Raw genomic sequence first — 21,195 nt, 5'->3', positions numbered from 1 at the left:
ACCTCAGAACCAGAGCGCGAGCTCGCGTTCGGCCGACTCCACCGAGTCGGAGCCGTGCACGAGATTCTGCTGCACCTTGAGCCCCCAGTCGCGGCCGTAGTCGCCGCGGATCGTGCCCGGCGCCGCCGTCGTGGGGTCGGTCGTGCCCGCGAGCACCCGGAAGCCCTCGATCACGCGGTTGCCGGCGACGCGCATCGCGACGATCGGTCCCGACTCCATGAACTCGATGAGCGGCTCGTAGAACGGCCGTCCCTCGTGTTCGGCATAGTGCCGGGCGAGCAGCTCGCGGTCGGGCTGCAGCAGGCGGATGTCGACGAGCGAGTACCCCTTCGCCTCGATGCGGCGGAGGATCTCACCGGTGAGGTTGCGTGCGACACCGTCGGGCTTGACGAGCACGAGGGTCTCTTCGATGGGTGTGGTCATTGCTGTTCCTTCCATTGCGCGGCCGCGGCCGCGCGTTCTCGGTCGATTCGTGCGCCGGCGACCATGCAGTACCACCACATGCCGCCGAAGAGCGCACCCACGAAGAACATCGCGGGGTTGAGGAGGCCCGACGCGATGATGAGCACCTGGATCGCCCAGCCGAGCGCGTACGCCCAGTTGAATCGCAGGAGCCCGATCGTCGCGATCAGGGCGAGGATGATGACGCCGCCCGCAGCGAGGTACACCCATGAGGGCGGCGAGCCCTCGCTGTCGCCCCTGGAGAGGCCCCAGATCACGAGTGCGGCGAGGAAGACCACGATGATCTCGAAGCCCAGCACGATGGTGGCGAGACTCCGGCGGATGGAGCGCGGAGCCATGACAGACGAGTCGCCGGCTCGGGAATCGGCGGCACCGGAATCGGTGCCCGCGGTGTCGTCGGGTTCGGGCGGAGACGTCGGGTCGCTCACGATCGCCCCCATCCACGGTCTGCGGCGATGGCGATGGCTTCGCCCGCGAGCACGATGGAACCCGCGACGACGACCGCGCGCTTCGGCGCGGCCGCGGCCCAGTCGCGAGCCTCGTCGAGGGCGTCGTCGAGTCGCTCGGCGGCCTCGACGAAACCGGCCCGCTCGGGCCCCAGCTCACGTGCGACGGATGCCGCGAGCTCGTCGGCCCCGATCGCCCGGTCGGATTCGGGGGCGGTGACGATGAACCGGGTGGCGAGCGGTGCGAGCGCCCCCACGATGCCGGCGACGTCTTTGCCGCCGAGCACCCCGAGCACGAACGCGACCTCGTCGAAGTCGAAGTACTCCCCGAGCGCGGCGCCGAGGGCGAGCGCGCCGTGCGGATTGTGCGCCGCATCGACGAGCACGGGCGGCTCGGTGCCGACCATCTGCAGGCGCCCGGGCGAGGTGACCGCTCCGAGGCCCTGCTGGAGCACCTCGTCGGCCATGCGCATCGTGCCGGCCCCGAGAAACGACTCGACCGCGGCGATGGCCACGGCGGCGTTCTCGGCCTGGTGGCGGCCGAAGAGCGGCAGCGCGAGATCGCGGTACTCCCCCGCGAGCCCCTTCACCGAGATGAGCTGACCGCCCACGGCGACGCGTGAGTCGAGCACCGCGAAGGCCCCGCCCTCGACGGCGAAGGTTCCGCCATGCTCGGCGGCCCGGTCGCGCAGCACCGTGAGCACCTCGGGGGGCTGGAAGGCCGTCACCACCGCGGCCTCCGCCTTGACGATGCCGGCCTTGGTGCGGGCGATCTGCTCGACGGTCGTGCCGAGCGCCGACTCGTGATCGAGGGCGATGGGCGTGAACACGGCGACCTGGCCGTCGGCCACGTTCGTCGAGTCCCATTCGCCGCCCATGCCGACCTCGAGCACCACGACGTCGACCGGCGCATCGGCGAAGCAGGCGAACGCGAGCACCGTGAGTGCCTCGAAGAAGGTGAGCCGGGCCGTGCCGTCGGCGGCGAGCCGGGCATCGACCATGGCGATGAACGGCTCGATCTCCTCCCAGTTGCGGGCGACCGCCTCGTCGGAGACGGGCTCGCCGTCGATGAGGATGCGTTCGGTGAACCGCTCGAGGTGCGGGCTCGTCATGAGCCCGGTGCGCAGGCCCCCGGCGCGCAGGATCGACTCGACCATGCGGCTCGTCGAGGTCTTGCCGTTCGTGCCGGTGATGTGGATCACCGGCGCAGCACGATGCGGGTCGCCGAGGATCTCCACGGCGCGTCGCGTCGCGTCGAGCCGACGTTCGGGGGCGGCTTCGCCGACCCGTTCGAGCAGGCTCCGGTACACGGCATCGGCCGCGTCGGTGAAGTCGAGTTCGTCGGTCATGCCTTCGCCACCTCCACGGTCAGTCGCGAGGACTCCCCGACCGGCCTCGCATCGTCGCCCGGGGTTCCGGCGATCACGGCGAGCTCGATCGCGAGCGTCTCGCCGCCGATGAGCTCGCGGTGGCGCTCGGCCGCCGCGGCGCCTGCCTCATCGAGCGTGAGCGTGAGCCGGATGCGGTCGCCGACCTCGAGACCGGCCGCCTTGCGCGACTCCTGCACCGCACGCACGACGTCGCGCGCAAGGCCCTCGGCCTCGAGCTCGGGGGTCGTCGCGGTGTCGAGGATCACGAAGCCGCCGTCGGCGAGCAAGGCGAGCGCGTTCGCCGCGTCGCCGGAGCCGCCGGCCTCGAGCACGAGCTCGTACTCCCCCGCTTCCAGCTGGATGCCGCCGGCGACGACCGTGTCGCCCTCGGCGCTCCAGTCGCCGGAACGAGCGGCCCGGATCGCCTGCTGCACGGTCTTGCCGAGTCGCGGTCCGGCAGCACGCGCGTTGACGGTGAGACGCTTGGTGACCCCGAAGCGTTCGGCGCTCGAGGCATCGAGGGTCACGAGGTCGACGGCCTTGACGTTGAGCTCGTCGCGCAGGATCGCCTCGAACGGCGCGAGCGCCGCGGCATCCGTCGCAACGACCGTGAGGCGCGCGAGCGGGAGCCGCACCCGACGACCCGACTGCTTGCGGAGCGACAGCGCAGCGGAGCTGATCTCGCGCACCGAGTCCATCGCGGTCACGAGATCGTGGTCGGCCGGGAAGGCCACGGCGTCGGGCCAGTCGGCCAGGTGCACGCTGCGCCCGCCAGTGAGGCCGCGCCAGATCTGCTCGGAGACGAGCGGCAGCAGCGGAGCCGAGAGGCGTGTGAGCGTCTCGAGCACGGTGTAGAGCGTGTCGAACGCCTCGCCGCCCGAGCCGTCGTCGGCGACGCCCGCCCAGAAGCGGTCGCGCGAACGACGCACGTACCAGTTCGTCAGCACGTCGCCGAAGTCGCGCAGCTTCGCCGCGGCGAGCGGCGAGTCGAATGCCTCGAAGTCCGCGGTGACGCCGGTCACGAGTTCGCCGAGCTTCGCGAGCAGGTAGCGGTCGAGCACGTCGGTCGAATCGGTGCGAGCGGATGCCTCGTAGCCGCCCTCGCGGGCCGAATTCGCGTAGAGCGAGAAGAAGTACCAGGTGCTCCAGAGCGGCAGCATGAACTGCCGCACGCCCTCGCGGATGCCCTCTTCGGTGACGATGAGGTTGCCGCCGCGCAGCACCGAGCTCGACATGAGGAACCAGCGCATCGCGTCGGAGCCGTCGCGCTCGAAGACCTCTGAGACGTCGGGATAGTTGCGCAGCGACTTCGACATCTTCTGCCCGTCGCTGCCGAGCACGATGCCGTGGCTCACGACGTTCGAGAAGGCGCGCCGGTCGAACAGTGCCGTCGAGAGCACGTGCATGACGTAGAACCAGCCGCGGGTCTGCCCGATGTACTCGACGATGAAGTCGGCGGGGTTGTGGCTGTCGAACCACTCCCGGTTCTCGAACGGGTAGTGCACCTGTGCGAAGGGCATCGAGCCCGAGTCGAACCACACATCGAAGATGTCGGGGATGCGCCGCATCATCGAGCGACCGGTGGGGTCGTCGGGGTTCGGGCGCACGAGCTCGTCGATGTACGGACGGTGCAGATCGGGTTCGCCCTCGGGGTTCACCGGCAGGCGTCCGAAGTCGCGCTCGAGCTCTTCGAGGGAGCCGTACACATCGATGCGGGGGTACTCGGCGTCGTCGCTCTTCCACACGGGGATCGGCGAACCCCAGTAGCGGTTGCGGCTGATCGACCAGTCGCGTGCGCCGGCGACCCACTTGCCGAACTGACCGTCTTTCACGTTGTCGGGCACCCAGTTGATGTCATGGTTCAACTCGCCCATGCGGCCCTTGAACTCGGGCACGCGGATGAACCAGCTCGAGACCGCCTTGTAGATGAGGGGGTTCCTGCACCGCCAGCAGTGGGGGTACGAGTGGTCGTAGCTCGCCTGGCGGAGCAGGCGCCCCTCGGCCTTCAGCAGCTGGGTGAGCGGCTTGTTCGCGTCGCTCCACAGGAGTCCTGCGACATCCGTCACGGCAGGCAGGAAGCGGCCGCCCTCGTCGAGCGAGATGATCACCGGGATGCCGGCGGCCTCGGAGATCTTCTGGTCCTCCTCGCCGTAGGCGGGGGCCTGGTGCACGATGCCGGTGCCGTCTTCGGTCGTGACGTAGTCGGCGACGAGGATGCGCCACGCGTTCTGCAGGCCGTACTCCTCGACGTCGGCGTAGTAGTCGAAGAGGCGGTCGTAGGCGACGCCCTCGAGCTCGCTGCCGCGAACGGTGCGGGAGACCGCGGCGCGAGCATCATCGGCCGATTCGTAGCCGAGCTCTTTCGCGTAGTTGCCGACGAGGTCGATCGCGAGCAGGTACTCGCCGCCGAGCACCTCGGTGTCGGATGCCGCACCGCCTGTGGCGGCCGTGCCGATCTCCTCGCGGAGCACCGTCGCGTCGGGTGTGCCGTTCGGGCCCGCAGGCACGACGGCGTACTCGATGCCCGGGCCGACCGCGAGGGCGAAGTTCGTCGGCAGGGTCCACGGGGTCGTCGTCCACGCGAGCGCGCGCACGGCGGTCAGCCCCAGTGACTCCGCCTTCGCCCCGACGAGGGGGAACGTCACCGTGACGGTCTGGTCCTGACGCATCTTGTAGACGTCGTCGTCCATGCGCAGTTCGTGGTTCGAGAGCGGCGTCTGGTCGCGCCAGCAGTACGGCAGCACACGATAGCCCTCATAGGCGAGACCCTTCTCGTGCAGGGTCTTGAACGCCCAGATGACACTCTCCATGAAGGTCACGTCGAGCGTCTTGTAGTCGTGCTCGAAGTCGACCCAGCGTGCTTGACGCGTGACGTACTCCTGCCACTCCTTCGTGTAGCGGAGCACTGCGTCGCGAGCGGCCTGGTTGAAGGCCGCGATGCCCATCTCCTCGATCTCGCTCTTGTCGGTGATGCCGAGCTGGCGCTCCGCCTCGAGCTCGGCGGGCAGCCCGTGCGTGTCCCAGCCGAAACGGCGGTGCACCTGCTTGCCGCGCATGGTCTGGAACCGCGGGAACAGGTCTTTCGCGTACCCGGTCAGCAGGTGGCCGTAGTGCGGCAGCCCGTTGGCGAACGGCGGGCCGTCGTAGAAGACCCACTCGGGGTTGCCCTCGCGCCGATCGATCGAGGCCTGGAACGTGCCGTCGGCCTTCCAGAAGGCCAGCACGTCGCGCTCGACGGCGGGGAACTCGGGTGAGGGGGCGACGCCGTGGTCGTCTGGGGTGCGGGGGTACACGCTCGCTCCTTGCGGGGACGGATGCTCTCACGAGGACGCCGGTGCTCGATCGAGCGCCGCCGCGGTACCACCTCGCTTGCGAGCCGCGCCTTGCGACCGACTCACCCCTCATTGCCGGCTGTGACGGGCCGCCCCGTTCGGTTCTACTGCCGAGCGGATGCCGCGTGGCGCCCGCCCTGGTTCTTCCGAAGACTTCCCGGTGATGGCCGGATCAACGTCGTGTCTGTCAAGCCTACCGCGTCGGCGTGGGGCGCAGCACTCCCGAAGCACGGGGCGCCGAGCGGTACGCCTCCCCGACCAGTGCGAGCAGCGCGGCCTCGGGCAGGTCGTGGTTCTTCGCCTCGTCGACGAGATCGTGCACGGCGCCGGCGAGTGCGCTGTGCCCGCCGACGCGCACGGCCACGACGGCGCCCCGCCCGCGGTGGAGCTCGATGAGGCGTTCGTCACGCAGGCGGTGGTAGGCGCGGAGCACGGTGTGCACGTTGAGGTCGAGCGACGCGGCGAGCTCTCGCGCCGGGGGCAACCGCTCGCCGCCCGAGAGACGCCCGTCGATGATCGACGCACGCAGCCCCGACGCGAGTTGCTCGAACAGCGGCGCGTCGCGGGTCGCATCGAGACCGATCAGCATTGGTTCAGACTATTCTTCTAGGTGAACTAGAACAAGTTCCTTGTCGTGGCCCTGCTCCGGTGTCAGGATGAATGCGGGCCCACGCCGACGCGAGCCCGGCCCCACTTTCCCCACCGCAAGGACCTCGATGCGTGCTGCACCCGTGACCACTTCCCCGACCGCCCGCAGGCTCGGCATCATCGGCGTCGCCCTCGTCTCGACGATCGTGCTCGCCGGCTGCCAGGCACCGACGTCCGAAACATCCGGCGAACCGGTCTCGGGCGGCACGCTCAGCTATGCGAGCGGTGATGCCGAACCGACCTGCCTCGACCCGCACGTCGGCGGAAACTACCCGCAGGCGCTCCTCGCCGGGCAGTTCCTGGAGTCGCTCGTCTCGCGCGACACCTCAGGCGAGATCATCCCCTGGCTCGCCGAGTCGTGGACGGAATCCGACGACGGCCTCTCGTGGGAGTTCACGCTGCGCGACGACGTCGCCTTCACCGACGGCACGCCGCTCGACGCCGAGGCCGTCAAGGTCAACGTCGAACATCTGAAGGACCCGGCCACGCAGTCGTCGACGGGTTACCTCGCCCTCGGCAAGGTCGACCGGGTCGACGTCGTCAGCGACCGGGTCGCGCGATTCGTGATGAGCGCGCCCGACAGCGCGTTGCTCGAATCGCTGACCCAGCCGTGGCTCGCGATCGAATCCCCGGCCGGACTCGCTCGCGGCATGGACGAGAACTGCCAGGCGCCGATCGGCACCGGACCGTTCATCGTCGACGAGTGGGTCAAGCAGGATCGCGTGTCGCTCGTGCGCAACGACGACTACACGTCACCGCCCGCCGACGCCGCGCACGACGGACCGGCCTACCTCGAGGCGATCGAATGGCGGTTCGTTCCCGACTCCGCATCGCGCTACGCCGCCCTGCAGGGCGGCCAGGTCGACGTCATCGACAACCCGCAGCCCGACACCATCGCGGCGGCGAAGTCGAGTGACTCGTTCGTCTGGCTCGACGCACCCCGCCCCGGCGCGGCGAACCGCATCGAACTCAACTCGGGCCAGGCGCCCTTCGACGACGAGCGGGTGCGCGAGGCCTTCCTTCGTGCGGTCGAGGTCGACGACGGTATCGACGCGCTCTTCTTCGGCACTGCGGCACGATCGTATTCCGCCCTCTCCTCGGTGGAGGCGGTCGCATATTCCGACGAGTCCCTCTTCGAACCCGACCTCGACACGGCGAATGCACTGCTCGACGAGGCCGGCTGGGCGCAGCGCGACGCCGACGGCTATCGCGTGAAAGACGGCGCACGCCTCACCGTGCGGTTCCCGGTGAGCACGAACCAGTCGGTTCCCGCCGAGCAATCGCTCTTCGAGCAGGTCCAGGCCACTGCGAAGGTCGCCGGCTTCGACGTCGACATCGAGCTGCTCGACCTCTCGAGCTGGTACGGCGCGCTCGCGGCGCACGAGTACGAGATCGTCAGTGCCCCCTACACCAAGGTCGGCCCGGATGTTCTGCGCATCCTCTACCACTCCGACAGCATCACCCCGGCACCGAGCGGGTACTTCGCGAACCTCGCGCAGCTCGACGACCCCGAGGTCGACTCGCTGCTCGAGGAGGCTGCGGCCACGAGCGACCCCGAGGCACGTGCCGACATGTACGAGCGCGCGCAGCAGCTGATCCTCGGCGGCTCCTACCTTCTGCCGCTCTACGACCAGCAGAACAGCTTCCTGCTGAGCTCCTCGGTGCAGGGCGCTCGCGCGATGCCCACCGTCTCGACGCCGACGTTCTATGACGCCTGGCTCGCCGGCTGACCACCGCCGCTCCCGTCGCGGCGCACCCCTTCGCCGCGCCGGCCTCCTCATGGCCGGCGCGGTGTTCGTGCTGTGGGCGGTCGCCACGCTCACCTTCTTCGCGATCCGACTCATTCCCGGTGACCCGGCACAGGCGATCCTCGGCGGGCCCGGCTCACAGGCCTCCCAGGAGGCCCTCGACCAGGTGCGGCGCGACTACGGACTCGACCAACCGCTCATCACGCAGTACTTCGCGATGCTCGGCCGGCTCGTCACGGGCGACCTCGGCGTGTCGTACACCCTCAAGCTCCCCGTCGCCGAACTGCTCGCCGCGCAGCTCGGCGGCACCCTCCTGCTCGCGGCCCTCGCGCTCGTGCTCGCGTGGATTCTCGCGCTCGCCGTCGCGATCTGGTCGACCGGGCGCGGCCGGATCGCGAGCGCCGTCGGCGAGGGTGTCGAGATCACGGCGGCCGCACTCCCGCACTTCTGGCTCGCGGCCGTGCTCATCGCGGTCTTCGCCGCCGGGCTCGGCTGGTTGCCGCCGGTCGCCACCGGCACCCCGGCCGGACTCGTGCTTCCCGTCGTGACGCTCGCGATCCCGCTCTCGGGCTTCCTCGCCCAGGTCATGCGCGAGAGCCTGCTGGGCGCCATGCAGCAGCCCTTCGTGGTCTCGGCCAGGGCCCGCGGCGAGAGCGCCGTGGGCGTGCGCGTGCGTCACACCATCCGCCATGCCGCCCTTCCCGCCATCAGCCTGTCGGGGTGGGCGCTCGGCTGGCTGCTGTCGGGGGCGGTCGTCGTCGAGACGATCTTCGCGATGCCGGGGCTCGGTCGCACCCTGCTGCAGGCCGTGACCCTGCGCGACATCCCCGTCGTCACGGGCGTGGTGCTGCTGGTCGCCCTCGTCTACGTGCTCATGACGGTGCTCACCGACCTCGTCGCCCGCATCGCCGACCCGCGGCTGCGTCAGGAGGCCGGTCGGTGAGCGATCTCGAACTCCAGCAGGCCACGGCGGTCTCGTCGGCCGCGCACGCGCCGGTGCGCCGGCGCGGCCGGATGCCCCGTCTCGGCACCGTGATCGCCGCGACGTTCGTGCTCTTCCTGCTCGCGGCGACCGTCGCGCCCGATCTCGTCGCCACCCAGAACCCCAACGAGATCGCCCCGGCCGAGGCCTTCGAGTCGCCGTCGCTCGCGCACTGGTTCGGTACCGATGAGTCGGGCCGCGACATCTACAGCCGGGTCGTCGCCGGCACCGCCACCTCGCTCCTCATCGGGGTCGCGGCGACCGCGATCGGCCTCGCACTCGGACTCGTGCTCGGCGTGCTGGCGAGTTTCGGCGGCCGCATCGTCGACTTCGGCGTCAATCGGCTCGTCGAGGTGCTCTTCGCCTTCCCCGGTCTGCTCCTCGCCCTGCTCGTGATCGTCGTGTACGGCCCCGGGCCCGTCACGGCGACCGTCGCGGTCGGCCTGTCGACGGCGCCGGGCTACGCCAGGATCATTCGCGGCCAGCTCGTCTCGATCCGATCGTCGCAGTACGTCGAGGCGGCCCGGGTGCTCGGCCGCTCCCCCGCCCGCATCCTGTCGCAACACGTGCTGCCGAACGCACTCATCCCGCTCTTCGTGCTCGCGACGCTCGGCATCGGTCAGGCGATCGTCTGGGCGGCGGCCCTCAGCTATCTCGGGCTCGGCGCGCAGCCGCCCGCTGCCGAGTGGGGGGCGATGCTCGCAGCCGGCCGCACGTACCTGGCGACCGCCTGGTGGATGACGGTGTTCCCCGGCCTCATGATCGTCGGCACGACCATCGCGACCACGGTGCTCGGGCGCGCGCTCACCCGACGCGGACGGGGCGAGCGATGACGAACACACCGGCACCCGTGCTCGAGGTCTCGCAGTTGCGAGTCGGATTCGGCGGCGCAGACGTCGTGCACGGCGTGGACCTGACGATCATGCCGGGCGAATGCGTCGCCATCGTCGGCGAGTCCGGCTCGGGCAAATCGGTGACCGCGCGCGCCCTCCTCGGCTTGGCCGGCGCCGACTCCCACACCTCGGCACAGCGATTGCGCATCGACGGCGTCGAACTGCGCGCGGCGACCGAAGGCGACTGGCGAGGAGTGCGCGGCCGCCGGGCGGGCCTCATCCTGCAGGACGCGCTCGGCTCGCTCGACCCGCTGCGTACCGTCGGTCGCGAGATCGAGGACCCGCTCCGGATCCTGTTGCGACTGCCGGCGGCCGAGCGCCGGGAGCGCGTACTGCGACTCCTCGCGGAAGTCGGCATGCCCGATCCCGCCCTCGCGATCGGTCGGCGTTCCGGCGAGCTCTCGGGCGGGCTCCGTCAGCGGGCGCTCATCGCGGCCTCCATCGCGCTCGATCCGCCGCTGCTCATCGCCGATGAGCCGACGACCGCCCTCGACGTCACCGTGCAGGCGCGCATCCTCGGCCTGCTCGACGAGATCCGCGAACGCGGAACGGGAATGCTGCTCATCAGTCACGATCTCGCGGTGGTGGCGCGCACGGCCGACCGCATCCTCGTCATGCGGCAGGGCCGGATCATCGAGGCCGGCGCTGCCCGCGACGTGCTGGAGTCGCCGCGCGAGGAGTACACGAGGTCGCTCATCGCTGCGGTGCCGGCCGACATCCCTCGCGGGGCTCGGCTGTCGGCCTCGCCCGCCGCGGCCTCATCGCACAGGCCGTCGCCGGCTCCGAGGCCGGTCGCCGGCGTGGCCCCGCTCCTCGAACTCTCCCACCTGACGAAGACGTTCAGCGTGCCGGGGGGCCGCTTCGCCGCCGTCGACGACGTCTCACTGTCGCTGCGCCGCGGCGAGACGCTCGGCCTCGTCGGCGAATCCGGTTCGGGCAAGACCACGGTGGCGCGTCTCGCGCTCGCGCTCACGAGGCCCGATCGCGGCACGGTGCACCTCGACGGCGAGGAGTGGTCGACGCTCGATGAGCGGCGCCGGCGACCCTCACGCCGCCGCATCGGCGCGATCTACCAGGATCCGCTCGGCTCCTTCGACCCGAGGTGGACCGTCGGGCGCCTCCTCGCCGACGCCGTGGACGGCCCACGCCGCAGCGCGCCCGGTGCCGTCGCAGCACTGCTCGAGCAGGTGGGGCTCGCGGCATCCGTTGCGGATCGAAGGCCCCTGACGCTCTCGGGCGGTCAGCGGCAGCGCGTCGCGATCGCCAGAGCGCTCGCCGCCTCGCCCGAGATCGTGATCTGCGACGAGCCGGTGTCGGCGCTCGACGTCACGATCCAGGCGCAGATCCTCGACCTGCTCGACGACCTCCAGCGGCAGCGCGGACTCGCCCTGCTGTTCATCTCCCACGACCTCGGCGTCGTGCGCCACATGGCCGATCGCGTCGCGGTCATGCAGGCCGGGCAGCTCGTCGAGACCGGCGACGCGGAGCAGGTGTTCACCCGCCCGCAGCACGCGTACACCGCGCGGCTCGTCGCCGACTCGCCCCGCCTCCCCAACTGACTCGAACGGCCGGGCCGCGCCACGATCGGGCTGCCTGCTCGGGGCACGCTCTCCGGTAGGCTGCAACGTGGCATATTCAGGCACCTCACCACCGACACGGTGCCGCCGATATCGAACCGGAGCATCATGACCGACACTGCGCGCATTCCCGACAAGCCCGCCCTCGAAGGACTCGAATCGGTCTGGGGCGGCGCATGGGAGCGTGAGGGAACGTACCGGTTCGACCGCAGTTCTGCGACGCGCGAGTGCATCTACTCGATCGACACCCCGCCGCCCACCGCCTCGGGCTCACTGCATATCGGCCACGTCTTCTCGTACACGCACACCGACGTGGTCGCGCGGTTCCAGCGCATGCGCGGCAAGAGCGTCTTCTACCCGATGGGCTGGGACGACAACGGCCTGCCCACCGAGCGCCGCGTGCAGAACTACTACGGCGTTCGCTGCGACCCCACCCTCGCCTATGTCGAGGCGTTCGTGCCCCCGTACGAAGGCGGCGACGGCAAGTCGACGAAGGCCGCCGACCAGGTGCCGATCAGCCGGCGCAACTTCATCGAGCTCTGCGAGCGGCTGACCGTCGAAGACGAGCAGCAGTTCGAGGCGCTGTGGCGCCAGCTCGGCCTCTCGGTCGACTGGACCCAGACGTACCGCACCATCGGCGACGAATCGCTCTTCGCCTCGCAGCTCGCCTTCGTGCGCAACGTCGAGCGCGGCGAGGCCTACCAGGCGCTCGCACCGACCCTCTGGGACGTCACCTTCCGCACCGCGGTCGCACAGGCCGAGCTCGAAGACCGCGAGCAGCCGGGCCACTACCACCGCGTCTCGTTCCACCGCCCCGACGGCAACAACATCGAGATCGAGACGAGCCGGCCCGAGCTGATTCCCGCGTGCGTCGCCCTCGTCGCCCACCCCGACGACGAGCGCTACCAGCCGCTCTTCGGCACGACCGTCACGACGCCGGTGTTCGGCGTCGAGGTGCCCGTGCTCGCGCACCACCTCGCCCAGAAGGACAAGGGCACGGGCATCGCGATGATCTGCACGTTCGGCGACATCACCGATGTCGTGTGGTGGCGCGAACTCGACCTGCCGAACCGCGCGATCATCGGCTTCGACGGCCGCGTCATCGCCGAGGCCCCCGAGGCCATCACCTCGGAGGCCGGCACGGCGGCGTTCGCCGAGCTCGCGGGCAAGACCATCTTCTCGGCGAAGCAGGCCGTGGTGCAGCAGCTCAGGGACTCGGGCGACCTGCTCGCCGATCCGAAGGCGATCACGCACCCGGTCAAGTTCTTCGAGAAGGGCGACAAGCCCCTCGAGATCGTCTCCACACGCCAGTGGTACATCAGGAACGGCGCGCGCGACGAGGCGCTGCGCGAGCGGCTGCTCGGCCACGGCCGTGAGATCGACTGGCACCCCGACTTCATGCGCGTGCGCTACGAGAACTGGGTCGGCGGACTCTCGGGCGACTGGCTCGTCTCGCGTCAGCGCTTCTTCGGCGTGCCCATCCCCGTCTGGTACCCGCTCGACGCGGCCGGCGACCCGAAGTTCGACGAGCCGATCGTCGCGACCCGCGAGATGCTGCCGGTCGACCCCTCTTCGGCCGCCGCGCCGGGCTTCGATGAGGCCCAGCGCGGCGAGCCCGGTGGATTCATCGGCGAGCACGACGTCATGGACACCTGGGCGACCTCCTCGTTGACCCCGCAGCTCGCGGGCGGCTGGGAGCGCGACCCCGAGCTCTTCGACCTCGTCTTCCCATACTCGCTGCGCCCGCAGGGTCAGGACATCATCCGCACCTGGCTGTTCTCGACGACGCTGCGTGCCGAGCTCGAGCACGGCGTGGCGCCGTGGGCGAACGCGTCGATCTCGGGCTTCATCGTCGACCCCGACCGCAAGAAGATGTCGAAGTCGAAGGGCAACGTCGTGACGCCCGCCGGCCTCCTCGACCAGCACGGCTCCGATGCGGTGCGCTATTGGGCGGCATCCTCGCGCCTCGGCACCGACGCCGCCTTCGACCCGCAGAACCCGACACAGGTCAAGATCGGACGCCGCCTCGCCATCAAGGTGCTGAACGCGGCGAAGTTCATCCTCGGCTTCGACGGGCGGGCGGATGCCCCGGTGACCGTGCCGGTCGATCGCAGCATGCTCGCCGAGCTCGCCGGCGTCGTCGAGCGCGCCACCCGCTCGCTCGAGGCGTACGACCACGCACGCGCGCTCGAGCTCGCCGAGACGTTCTTCTGGACCTTCTGCGACGACTACCTCGAGCTCGTGAAGGAACGCGCCTACGGTGAGCCGAGCCCGGAGCAGGCCTCGGCCGTCGCGGCGCTGAAGACCGCGCTCGACGTGCTGCTCCGGCTCTTCGCTCCGGTCATTCCGTTCGCGACCGAAGAGGCGTGGCGCTGGTCGCATGACGGCTCCGTGCACGTGGCTGCCTGGCCGACGGTCGACGACCTCGCCGCCCGTGGCGATGCCGGTGTCGAGCTCCTCGAACTCGCCGGGCTCGCACTCACCGGCATCCGTCGCGCGAAGACCGACGTGAAGGCGTCGCAGAAGACGCCCGTCGCGACCGCCGCGATCGCAGCGCCGGCGGCGACGATCGCGTTGCTGGAGTCGGTCGCATCAGATCTGCGTGCGGTGGGGCGCATCGCGGGGCTCGGTTTCGTCGAGGCCGAGTCGTTCGAAGTTCGCGACGTCGTCTTCGAGGCGCTGTCGGAATAGGGGGAAGCATGAACTATGAGATCCGACCGACCGGTGACGACGACTTCTTCGGGTGGTTGCCGCTGTTCGAGGCGTACTGCCGCTTCTACGAGACCGAACTCGACGATGCCAAGGCCCTCATCGTCTGGAACTGGATCCGTGACGAATCCGAGCCGCTGCAGGCCGCGCTCGCCGTCGATGACGAGGGGCAGCCGGTCGGGTTCGCCCACTTCCGGGCGGTGCCGAGCTCGCTGACGGCGACACGCGGCATGTTCCTCGACGACCTGTACGTCGACGAGAGCGCCCGCGGGTCGGGCATCGGCCGATCTCTCATCGAGTACGTCCACGAGCGTGCGGCCGAGATCGGGCAGGGCGGCGTCAGCTGGATCACCGCAGACGACAACGCCCCGGCGCAGCGCGTCTACGACCAGCTCGCGAGGCGCACCAGCTGGGTCACCTACGAGATGGACTCCTGATGCGTCTCGGCACGCGCTGGGCCTTCGGCGCGGTACCGCCGGTCAGCGTGCCGAACGAGCTGCGGGAGCGAATCGCGGCCGCCGAGACGGCATTCACCGGCGACGGCGCGAATCGCCACTGGACGCTCACGTGGCTCGAAGGCCGACCGATCGCCGAGCTCGACGACGGCACGGTCGTGCGCGACACGATCGTCGACGCGCACGACGCCGACGAGGACTGGTAGACGCGCAGGCCCCGTCGTAGGCCCGGGTTTCGGGCGCCGACCAAGTCACCCTCTGCGCAGGCGCGGGTGCCCGCCGGCGGTGCGGACCGGCAGCGGGAACGAGCGGATGTCCTCCGCGACGTCGGGATGCCGCGCCGAGAGCGCGTCGACGTCGCCGAGTTCGACGTCGGAGGGAATGACCCCCGGCCACTCGGTGCTGCCGCCGAGGAACCACTCACGATCGCCGATCACCCGTGCCGTGTGGAACGTGCCGCCGGGAATCGTCAGCTGCACATGTTGACCGTGCTCCAGATCCGGTCCCATGGTCGCCCGTTCGCTGCTGCCGTCGGCGTGGAGCAGCAGGAGTTCCAGAGGGTCTCCTCGGTAGTAGTGGTACAGCTGGTCGTTCAGGATCCGGTGAAGCCGCACCGGTGCTGCCGGCGTGACCATGAAGAGCAACCCGGTGCCGACGGGGCGTTGCGCCCCCAGCGGTGACGCGAGGGCGCCGGCAGCAAGCTGCAGGTCGCTCGTGTAGCTCACCCGTACGAATCCGCAGGTCTGGTTCGGTTCGAGCTGGAGGCGTCGGCGGATGTCCTCCGCTGAGGGGCGTGAGGTCATGCCGACACTGTACCGCTTGAGAGCCGGCGCGCCGCCGGGCGCACGCAGGCGGGCCGGAGTGCTACACGCGCGCGATGATCTCGCCGTGCGGCATGAGCAGCCAGCCGTCGTCGTCGGCGGCCCACTCCCGCCAGGCATCCGCGAGGCGCCGCAGCTCATCGGGGTTCGAGTGGCCCGACTCGATCGCGTGGGCGGCGAACTGCGACTCGGTGATGCGTTCGGCCCAGGCGCCGCCCCACCACTCGCGCTCGAGTTCGGTCGCGAAGACCCAGACACTGCCCGTGGCCACGACATCGGAGAATCCCGCAGCCCTGGCCCAGGCCTTCACGCGGCGACCGGCATCGGGCTCTCCGCCGTTCCACTCGTGCACCGATCGGTACAGTTCGAGCCAACGCGACAGCCCCGGCGACACCGGGTTCCAGAACACGCCGCCGTAGTCGACGTCGCGCACGGCGACCACCCCGCCGGGCTTCGTGACACGCCGAAACTCGCGGAGAGCGTCGACGGGCCGAGAGAGGTGCTGCAGCACCTGGTGCGCGTGCACGATGTCGAAGGTGTCGTCCGCGAAGTCGAGCGCGTAGGCATCGCCGACGGCGAACTCGACGTTCGCGACCCCTTCACTCTCGGCGAGACCGGCCGCCGAGGCGAGCACATCGGCCGAGGCGTCGATGCCCACGACCGTGCCGGGTCGCACGCGGCGTGCGAGGTCGATCGTGATGGTGCCCGGGCCGCTGCCCACGTCGAGAACGCGCGCACCCTCGTGCAAGTGGGGCACGAGGTAGCGGGCCGAGTTCTCGACCGTGCGCCAGGAGTGCGAGCGCAGCACGCTCGCGTGGTGGCCGTGGGTGTACGCATCGCGAACGACGCGCTCGGGACGATCGGTGCTCATGCTTCGAGACTAGGCTCATGACGGCGCGCGCAACAGCGAAGGACGGTGCACGAATGAGCGAGCATTTCAACCCGTTCCTCGAGCCGTCTCCGCTGCCGTACCGGCTCCCGCTCTTCGCACTCATCCGGCCCGAACACTATCGAGAGGCGATCGAGACCGGCATGCGCGAGCAACGGCTCGCCGTCGAGAGGGTCGCGACGGATGCCGCTGCGCCGACCTTCGAGAACACGATCGTCGCGCTCGAACGCTCGGGAGCACTGCTCCGCCGCGTGCTTCCCGTCTTCGAGAACGCGAGTGCCGCCGACAGCGACGCCACGATCGACGCCATCGAGATGGAGCTCGCACCGTTGCTGGCGACCCATCGCGATGCGATCCTGCTCGATCCCCGTCTCTACGCGCGGGTGGAAACGCTGCACGCCGCCCGCACGGAGCTCGGGCTCGATCCGGAATCGGAGTACGTGCTCGAGCGACACCACCGCATCGCGACCCTCGCCGGTGCAGCGCTCGGAGCGGCGGAGCGCGCCGAGCTCACCGCGCTGAACACCCGAATCTCCGAGCTCACGACCGAGTTCCAGCAGCACCTGCTCGCCGACGCCAACGAACTGGCGCTGCACCTCACCGACGCCGACGACCTCGCCGGCCTCGATGCGGGTCGCCGCTCGGCGGCGCGGGAGGCGGCCCGCGCCCGCGGCCTCGACGGCTGGCTCATCACGCTCGTGCTGCCGACCGCGCAGCCGGCGCTCGCCGCTCTCGAGCACGATGCCGTGCGAGACCGCCTGTTCGGTGCATCACGGGCACGCGGATGCCGCGGCGGGCCGTACGATACGCGGGCCACGCTGCTCGAACTGGTGCGCGTCCGTGCCGAACGCGCCCGGCTCCTCGGCTTCGACGACCACGCCGCCGCCGTGACGGTCGACCAGACGGCCGGCACCCCGGAGGCCGTCGCCGAACTGCTCGGCCGGCTCATCCCGCCCGCGACGGCGAACGCCCGTCGCGAAGCCGGCGCCCTTGCCGAGCAGCCAACGGCCTCGGGCGGGCGCGCGCTCGAGGCATCCGACTGGGCGCTGCTCAGCGAAGCGGTGCGGCGGGAGCGCCACGATGTCGATCTCGAGAAGCTGCGACCGTACCTCGAGTTCGAGCGCGTGCTCGCCAGCGGCGTGTTCCGCGCAGCGACGCTGCTCTACGGGCTGCGCTTCGTCGAGCGCCCAGACCTCGTCGGCTACCATCCCGAGACTCGCGTCTTCGAGGTGTTCGAGGAGGACGGCGCATCTGTCGGCCTCTACCTGCTCGATCTGTATGCGCGGGATTCGAAGCGCGGCGGCGCGTGGATGAGCGAGCTCGTCGCCCAGTCCACGCTCGACGGTACGCTCCCGGTCGTCGTGAACAACCTGAACGTCGCGCGGCCCGCCGCGGGCGAGCCGACCCTGCTCACCCTCGACGAGACCGAGACGCTCTTCCACGAGTTCGGCCACGCGCTGCACGGTCTGCTCTCCGATGTCGTGCACCCGTCGGTGGCCGGCACGAACGTCTACCGCGACTTCGTGGAACTGCCCAGCCAGGTCAACGAGCTCTGGGCGCTGCGACCCGAGGTGCTCGGCGAGTACGCGGTGCACCACGAGACGGGTGAGCGGATTCCGCAGCAGTTCGTCGACCGGTTGCTGGCGTCGCGCACGTCGGGCGAGGGCTTCGCCACCACCGAGTACCTCGCGGCCGCCGTGCTCGACCAGGCGTGGCACCGCCTCTCCGCCGCGGATGCCGCCGCCGTGACCGACGTCGCCGAGTTCGAGCGCCGTGCCCTCACCGCCGCCGGCCTCGACGACCCGCTCGTGCCGCCGCGCTATTCGAGCACGTACTTCGCGCACGTGTTCGCGGGCGGCTACGACGCGGGGTACTACTCCTACATCTGGAGCGAGGTGCCCGGCGCCGACATCATGGCTCGGTTCGAAGCCGACGGCGGCGCCACGCGCGAGAACGGCGAGCGCTTCAGGGCGGAGATCCTCGCTCCCGGCGGTTCGCGCGACCCTCGCGAATCGATCCGCCGCTTCCTCGGGCGCGAGCCGTCGATCGGACCCCTGCTGCGGCGACGCGGGCTCGCCTGAGACGGCGGATGCCCCGAGCAGCGTGCTGCCCGGGGCATCCGGAGATCTCGATGTGGCGACTTAGATCGCGAGGCTCAGATGGCGAAGCCGAGCGCCCGCATCATGTCGCGGCCGTCGTCGGTGATGCGCTCGGGGCCCCACGGCGGCATCCACACCCAGTTGATGCGGAATGCGTCGACGGTGCCGTCGAGCGCCTCTGCGGTCTGCTCTTCGATCACGTCGGTGAGGGGGCATCCCGCGCTCGTGAGCGTCATGTGGACGATGAGCGCGTCGTTCTCGTCGTCCCAGCCGAGGTCGTAGATGAGGCCGAGGTCGACGACGTTGACTCCGAGCTCGGGGTCCATCACGTCTTTCAGCGCTTCGGTGACCTCGTCGAAGCGTTCGGGTGCGAGTGAGGTGACCATGATGCGATTCTACCCTCTGCCTATTCGGCGGGCAGGGCCTCGGCCGCAGCCTCTGCCACGTGGTACCGGTCGTACCCCTCCTCTTCGAGACGGTCGGCCAGTTCGGCACCGCCCTGCTCGGCGATCCTGCCTGCGACGAAGACGTGCACGAAGTCGGGCTTGATATACCGGAGGATACGCGTGTAGTGCGTGATGAGGAGCACGCCGAGGCCCGTGTTCGAGTGGGCGCGGTTGACGCCCTCTGACACGACCTTCAGCGCATCGACGTCGAGGCCCGAGTCGGTCTCGTCGAGCACGGCGAACTTCGGCTTCAGAAGCTCGAGCTGGAGGATCTCGTTGCGCTTCTTCTCACCGCCCGAGAAGCCCTCGTTGACGTTGCGCTCGGCGAAGTCCGAATCCATCTTGAGGTTCGACATGGAGGTGCGGACGTCCTTGATCCAGCCGCGGATCGAGGGCGCCTCGCCGTCGATCGCCGTCTTGGCGGTGCGGAGGAAGTTGGTGACCGTCACTCCGGGGATCTCGACGGGGTACTGCATCGCGAGGAAGAGGCCGACGCGCGCACGCTCGTCGACCGACATCTCGAGCACGTTCTCTCCGTCGAGGAGGATCTCGCCGTCGACCACCTGATACTTGGGGTGGCCCGCGATCGTGTAGGCGAGGGTCGACTTGCCGGAGCCGTTCGGACCCATGATGGCGTGGATCTCGCCCTCGTTGATGACGAGGTCGACGCCGCGGAGGATCTCTCGCGTGCCCTGGTCGGTCTCGACGTTGACGTGGAGGTTCTTGATCTCGAGAACGGACATGTTCGTAGTGGTCTCTTTCGGTAGCCGGCCGTTCCGGGCCGGAGGAGGTGGGTCAGACGGTCAGGGTGACCGCGGGGTCGATGTGGACGTCGCCGTCTTTGAGCTCGACCTGGTAGACCGGGACGGGCTCGTATGCGGGCAGCGTCAAGGGCTTGCCCGTCTTGAGGGAGAACATGGAGCCGTGCGCCCAGCATTCGAGGGTGTCGCCCTCGACGAATCCCTCGGAGAGCGAGATGTCGCCGTGGGTGCAGGTGTCGCCGATGGCGAAGACGTCGCCGGCGGCATCTTTCACCACGGCGATCGGCTGGCCCTCGAGCACGAAGCGCGACGCTTCGTTGACGGCGAGATCGTCGATGGCGCATACGCGCACGGATGCCACGTCAGCGACCTTCCAGTTCGGCTTCGATCGCCGCGGTGAGACGCGCCTCGAGCTCTGGCGAGCCGATCTTCTGCACGATGTCGGTGAGGAAGCCGCGCACGACGAGACGGCGGGCCTCGTCTTCGCGAATACCCCGTGCCATGAGGTAGAACAGCTGCTCGTCGTCGAATCGGCCCGTGGCACTCGCGTGCCCGGCCCCCTCGATGTCACCGGTCTCGATCTCGAGGTTCGGAACGGAATCGGCACGAGTGCCGTCGGTGAGCACGAGGTTGCGATTCTGCTCGTAGCTGTCGGTTCCGGTCGCGGCGTTGCCGATGAGCACGTCGCCGACCCACACGGTGCGCGCGCCGGTGCCCTGCAGCGCGCCCTTGTAGTTCACGCGGCTCTTGGAGTGCGGTGCGTCGTGGTGCACGTAGACCTGCTGCTCGAGGTGCTGCCCCGCGTCGGCGAAGTACAGGCCGAGGGCCTCGATGTCGGCGCCCTGCCCGGCGAGGTGCGTCGACGGGTTCACCCGCACGACCTTGCCGCCGAGCGAGACGACGATGTGCTTGAGGAAGGAATCGCGGCCGAGGCGCGCGAACTGGCTCGAGAGATGCACCGCCTCGTCGTCCCATTCCTGCAGCGACACGACGGTGAGGCAAGCCCCCGTCGCCGACGAGGATCTCGACGTTCTCGCTGAGGCGGGCGGCGCCGGTGCCGGCGAGCACGACGAAGCCGCGGCTGTTCGGCGCGGCCTCGATCACGGTGTGCGCGGCGCGCGGTGCGGCGCCGAGTCCGGTGCGGGTCACGAACGCGGTCTTCTCATCTTCACCGGTGACGGAGATGAGGAGGGCTTCACCGAACGTCGACCACGCGTTGGCGCTCGCGCGCTCTTCCGGCATGCCGGCAGCGCCGACGCGGGCATCGTCGCGTGGGATGTACGAGACGGCGATGCCCGGGGCATCCGCGGTCTCGATCGACAGCCGCGAGCCGTCGAGCTCACCGCCGGTCAGGTCGGCGAATGCCGCGACCGGGGAGAGCTTCCACTCGTGCTCGCGGCCGTTGACGGGCTCGAACTCGTCGACGTCGACCGAGCGGAACCGCTCGGAGCGGGTCTGAACGGGCACGAAGGCACCATCGGAGTGCGCGACGAGACCGTGCTGCCCGGCAGTGGCCAAATTGGATGAGCGCTGTGCTGTGCTGGTCATCTGATCGGT

Annotated in this window: 18 protein-coding genes and 1 pseudogene; 8 read left to right on the top strand and 11 right to left on the bottom strand. The window is 69.9% G+C overall.

Translation table 11 applies throughout. From position 1 onward, the window contains the following. Nucleotides 1-3: 3 nt before the first annotated feature. The 5 genes from ndk to FHG54_RS09650 all read right to left on the bottom strand — a co-directional run bounded on the left by ndk (nucleotide 4) and on the right by FHG54_RS09650 (nucleotide 6,199). Nucleotides 4-423, bottom strand: a complete 420-nt coding sequence (ndk, locus tag FHG54_RS09670; protein WP_139417087.1) for a nucleoside-diphosphate kinase — start codon at nucleotides 421-423, stop codon at nucleotides 4-6. Continuing rightward, nucleotides 420-890, bottom strand: a complete 471-nt coding sequence (locus FHG54_RS09665) for a DUF4233 domain-containing protein (protein WP_168197153.1) — start codon at nucleotides 888-890, stop codon at nucleotides 420-422. The genes ndk and FHG54_RS09665 overlap by 4 nt, the downstream gene beginning before the upstream one ends. Then, a complete protein-coding gene (locus tag FHG54_RS09660; protein WP_139417085.1) occupies nucleotides 887-2,257 on the bottom strand; it encodes a bifunctional folylpolyglutamate synthase/dihydrofolate synthase in 1,371 nt (456 codons plus the stop codon). Before FHG54_RS09660 ends, FHG54_RS09665 begins: the two co-directional genes overlap by 4 nt. Then, nucleotides 2,254-5,571 carry an isoleucine--tRNA ligase gene (ileS, locus tag FHG54_RS09655; protein ID WP_139417084.1) on the bottom strand — a complete coding sequence of 1,106 codons (3,318 nt, stop codon included), beginning with the start codon at nucleotides 5,569-5,571 and terminating at the stop codon, nucleotides 2,254-2,256. The genes FHG54_RS09660 and ileS overlap by 4 nt, the downstream gene beginning before the upstream one ends. Before the next feature lie 232 nt (nucleotides 5,572-5,803). Then, on the bottom strand, nucleotides 5,804-6,199 hold the full coding sequence (locus FHG54_RS09650) for a GntR family transcriptional regulator (RefSeq protein ID WP_139417083.1): 396 nt from the start codon (nucleotides 6,197-6,199) through the stop codon (nucleotides 5,804-5,806). Between the two features lie 127 nt (nucleotides 6,200-6,326). Between FHG54_RS09650 and FHG54_RS09645 the strand changes: the two genes are divergently transcribed. From FHG54_RS09645 to FHG54_RS09615, 7 genes are all read left to right on the top strand, one after another. Continuing rightward, entirely contained in the window at nucleotides 6,327-7,988 is a 1,662-nt protein-coding gene (locus FHG54_RS09645) for an ABC transporter substrate-binding protein (RefSeq protein WP_139417082.1), read from the top strand. Nucleotides 7,989-8,037: 49 nt separating this feature from the next. Further along, nucleotides 8,038-8,949 (top strand): ABC transporter permease, encoded by a 912-nt coding sequence (locus FHG54_RS09640; protein ID WP_233437740.1) that lies wholly within the window; start codon nucleotides 8,038-8,040, stop codon nucleotides 8,947-8,949. After that, complete coding sequence (locus FHG54_RS09635) at nucleotides 8,946-9,821, top strand: ABC transporter permease (protein WP_415858935.1); 876 nt, start codon at nucleotides 8,946-8,948, stop codon at nucleotides 9,819-9,821. The genes FHG54_RS09640 and FHG54_RS09635 overlap by 4 nt, the downstream gene beginning before the upstream one ends. Beyond that, nucleotides 9,818-11,440, top strand: coding sequence for a dipeptide ABC transporter ATP-binding protein (locus tag FHG54_RS09630; RefSeq protein ID WP_139417080.1), 1,623 nt, complete (start codon nucleotides 9,818-9,820; stop codon nucleotides 11,438-11,440). The genes FHG54_RS09635 and FHG54_RS09630 overlap by 4 nt, the downstream gene beginning before the upstream one ends. Before the next feature lie 126 nt (nucleotides 11,441-11,566). Beyond that, the gene (gene valS / locus FHG54_RS09625; protein WP_139417079.1) at nucleotides 11,567-14,149 is read left to right on the top strand and encodes a valine--tRNA ligase; all 2,583 of its coding nucleotides are present in this window, start codon (nucleotides 11,567-11,569) and stop codon (nucleotides 14,147-14,149) included. Nucleotides 14,150-14,157: 8 nt separating this feature from the next. Then, nucleotides 14,158-14,604: a GNAT family N-acetyltransferase gene (locus tag FHG54_RS09620; RefSeq protein ID WP_139417078.1), complete on the top strand. Its 447-nt coding sequence runs from the start codon at nucleotides 14,158-14,160 to the stop codon at nucleotides 14,602-14,604. Continuing rightward, nucleotides 14,604-14,828, top strand: coding sequence for a hypothetical protein (locus FHG54_RS09615; protein ID WP_139417077.1), 225 nt, complete (start codon nucleotides 14,604-14,606; stop codon nucleotides 14,826-14,828). Before FHG54_RS09620 ends, FHG54_RS09615 begins: the two co-directional genes overlap by 1 nt. A gap of 45 nt (nucleotides 14,829-14,873) precedes the next feature. Here the strand turns inward: FHG54_RS09615 and FHG54_RS09610 are convergent, their stop codons facing one another. Beyond that, nucleotides 14,874-15,425, bottom strand: coding sequence for a cupin domain-containing protein (locus FHG54_RS09610; protein WP_139417076.1), 552 nt, complete (start codon nucleotides 15,423-15,425; stop codon nucleotides 14,874-14,876). A gap of 61 nt (nucleotides 15,426-15,486) precedes the next feature. Beyond that, nucleotides 15,487-16,314: a methyltransferase domain-containing protein gene (locus FHG54_RS09605; protein ID WP_139417075.1), complete on the bottom strand. Its 828-nt coding sequence runs from the start codon at nucleotides 16,312-16,314 to the stop codon at nucleotides 15,487-15,489. 53 nt (nucleotides 16,315-16,367) lie between these two features. Here FHG54_RS09605 and FHG54_RS09600 point away from each other — a divergent pair, with 53 nt between their 5' ends. Beyond that, entirely contained in the window at nucleotides 16,368-18,413 is a 2,046-nt protein-coding gene (locus tag FHG54_RS09600; protein WP_139417074.1) for a M3 family metallopeptidase, read from the top strand. A gap of 74 nt (nucleotides 18,414-18,487) precedes the next feature. Here FHG54_RS09600 and FHG54_RS09595 read toward each other — a convergent pair whose 3' ends face one another. The 4 genes and pseudogenes from FHG54_RS09595 to sufD all read right to left on the bottom strand — a co-directional run bounded on the left by FHG54_RS09595 (nucleotide 18,488) and on the right by sufD (nucleotide 21,186). After that, nucleotides 18,488-18,817, bottom strand: coding sequence for a metal-sulfur cluster assembly factor (locus FHG54_RS09595; protein WP_139417073.1), 330 nt, complete (start codon nucleotides 18,815-18,817; stop codon nucleotides 18,488-18,490). A 20-nt stretch (nucleotides 18,818-18,837) separates the two neighbouring features. Continuing rightward, entirely contained in the window at nucleotides 18,838-19,620 is a 783-nt protein-coding gene (sufC, locus tag FHG54_RS09590; protein ID WP_139417072.1) for a Fe-S cluster assembly ATPase SufC, read from the bottom strand. A gap of 52 nt (nucleotides 19,621-19,672) precedes the next feature. Then, nucleotides 19,673-19,999, bottom strand: coding sequence for a non-heme iron oxygenase ferredoxin subunit (locus tag FHG54_RS09585; RefSeq protein WP_139417071.1), 327 nt, complete (start codon nucleotides 19,997-19,999; stop codon nucleotides 19,673-19,675). A 1-nt stretch (nucleotide 20,000) separates the two neighbouring features. Continuing rightward, nucleotides 20,001-21,186 (bottom strand): annotated as a pseudogene (gene sufD, locus FHG54_RS09580) (Fe-S cluster assembly protein SufD). Nucleotides 21,187-21,195 lie beyond the last annotated feature (9 nt).

Source organism: Agromyces laixinhei, from assembly GCF_006337065.1.
GTDB lineage: Bacteria > Actinomycetota > Actinomycetes > Actinomycetales > Microbacteriaceae > Agromyces > Agromyces laixinhei.
Note: the sequence above shows the minus strand (reverse complement) of the source record. Positions and strands in the feature narration are given on the sequence as shown.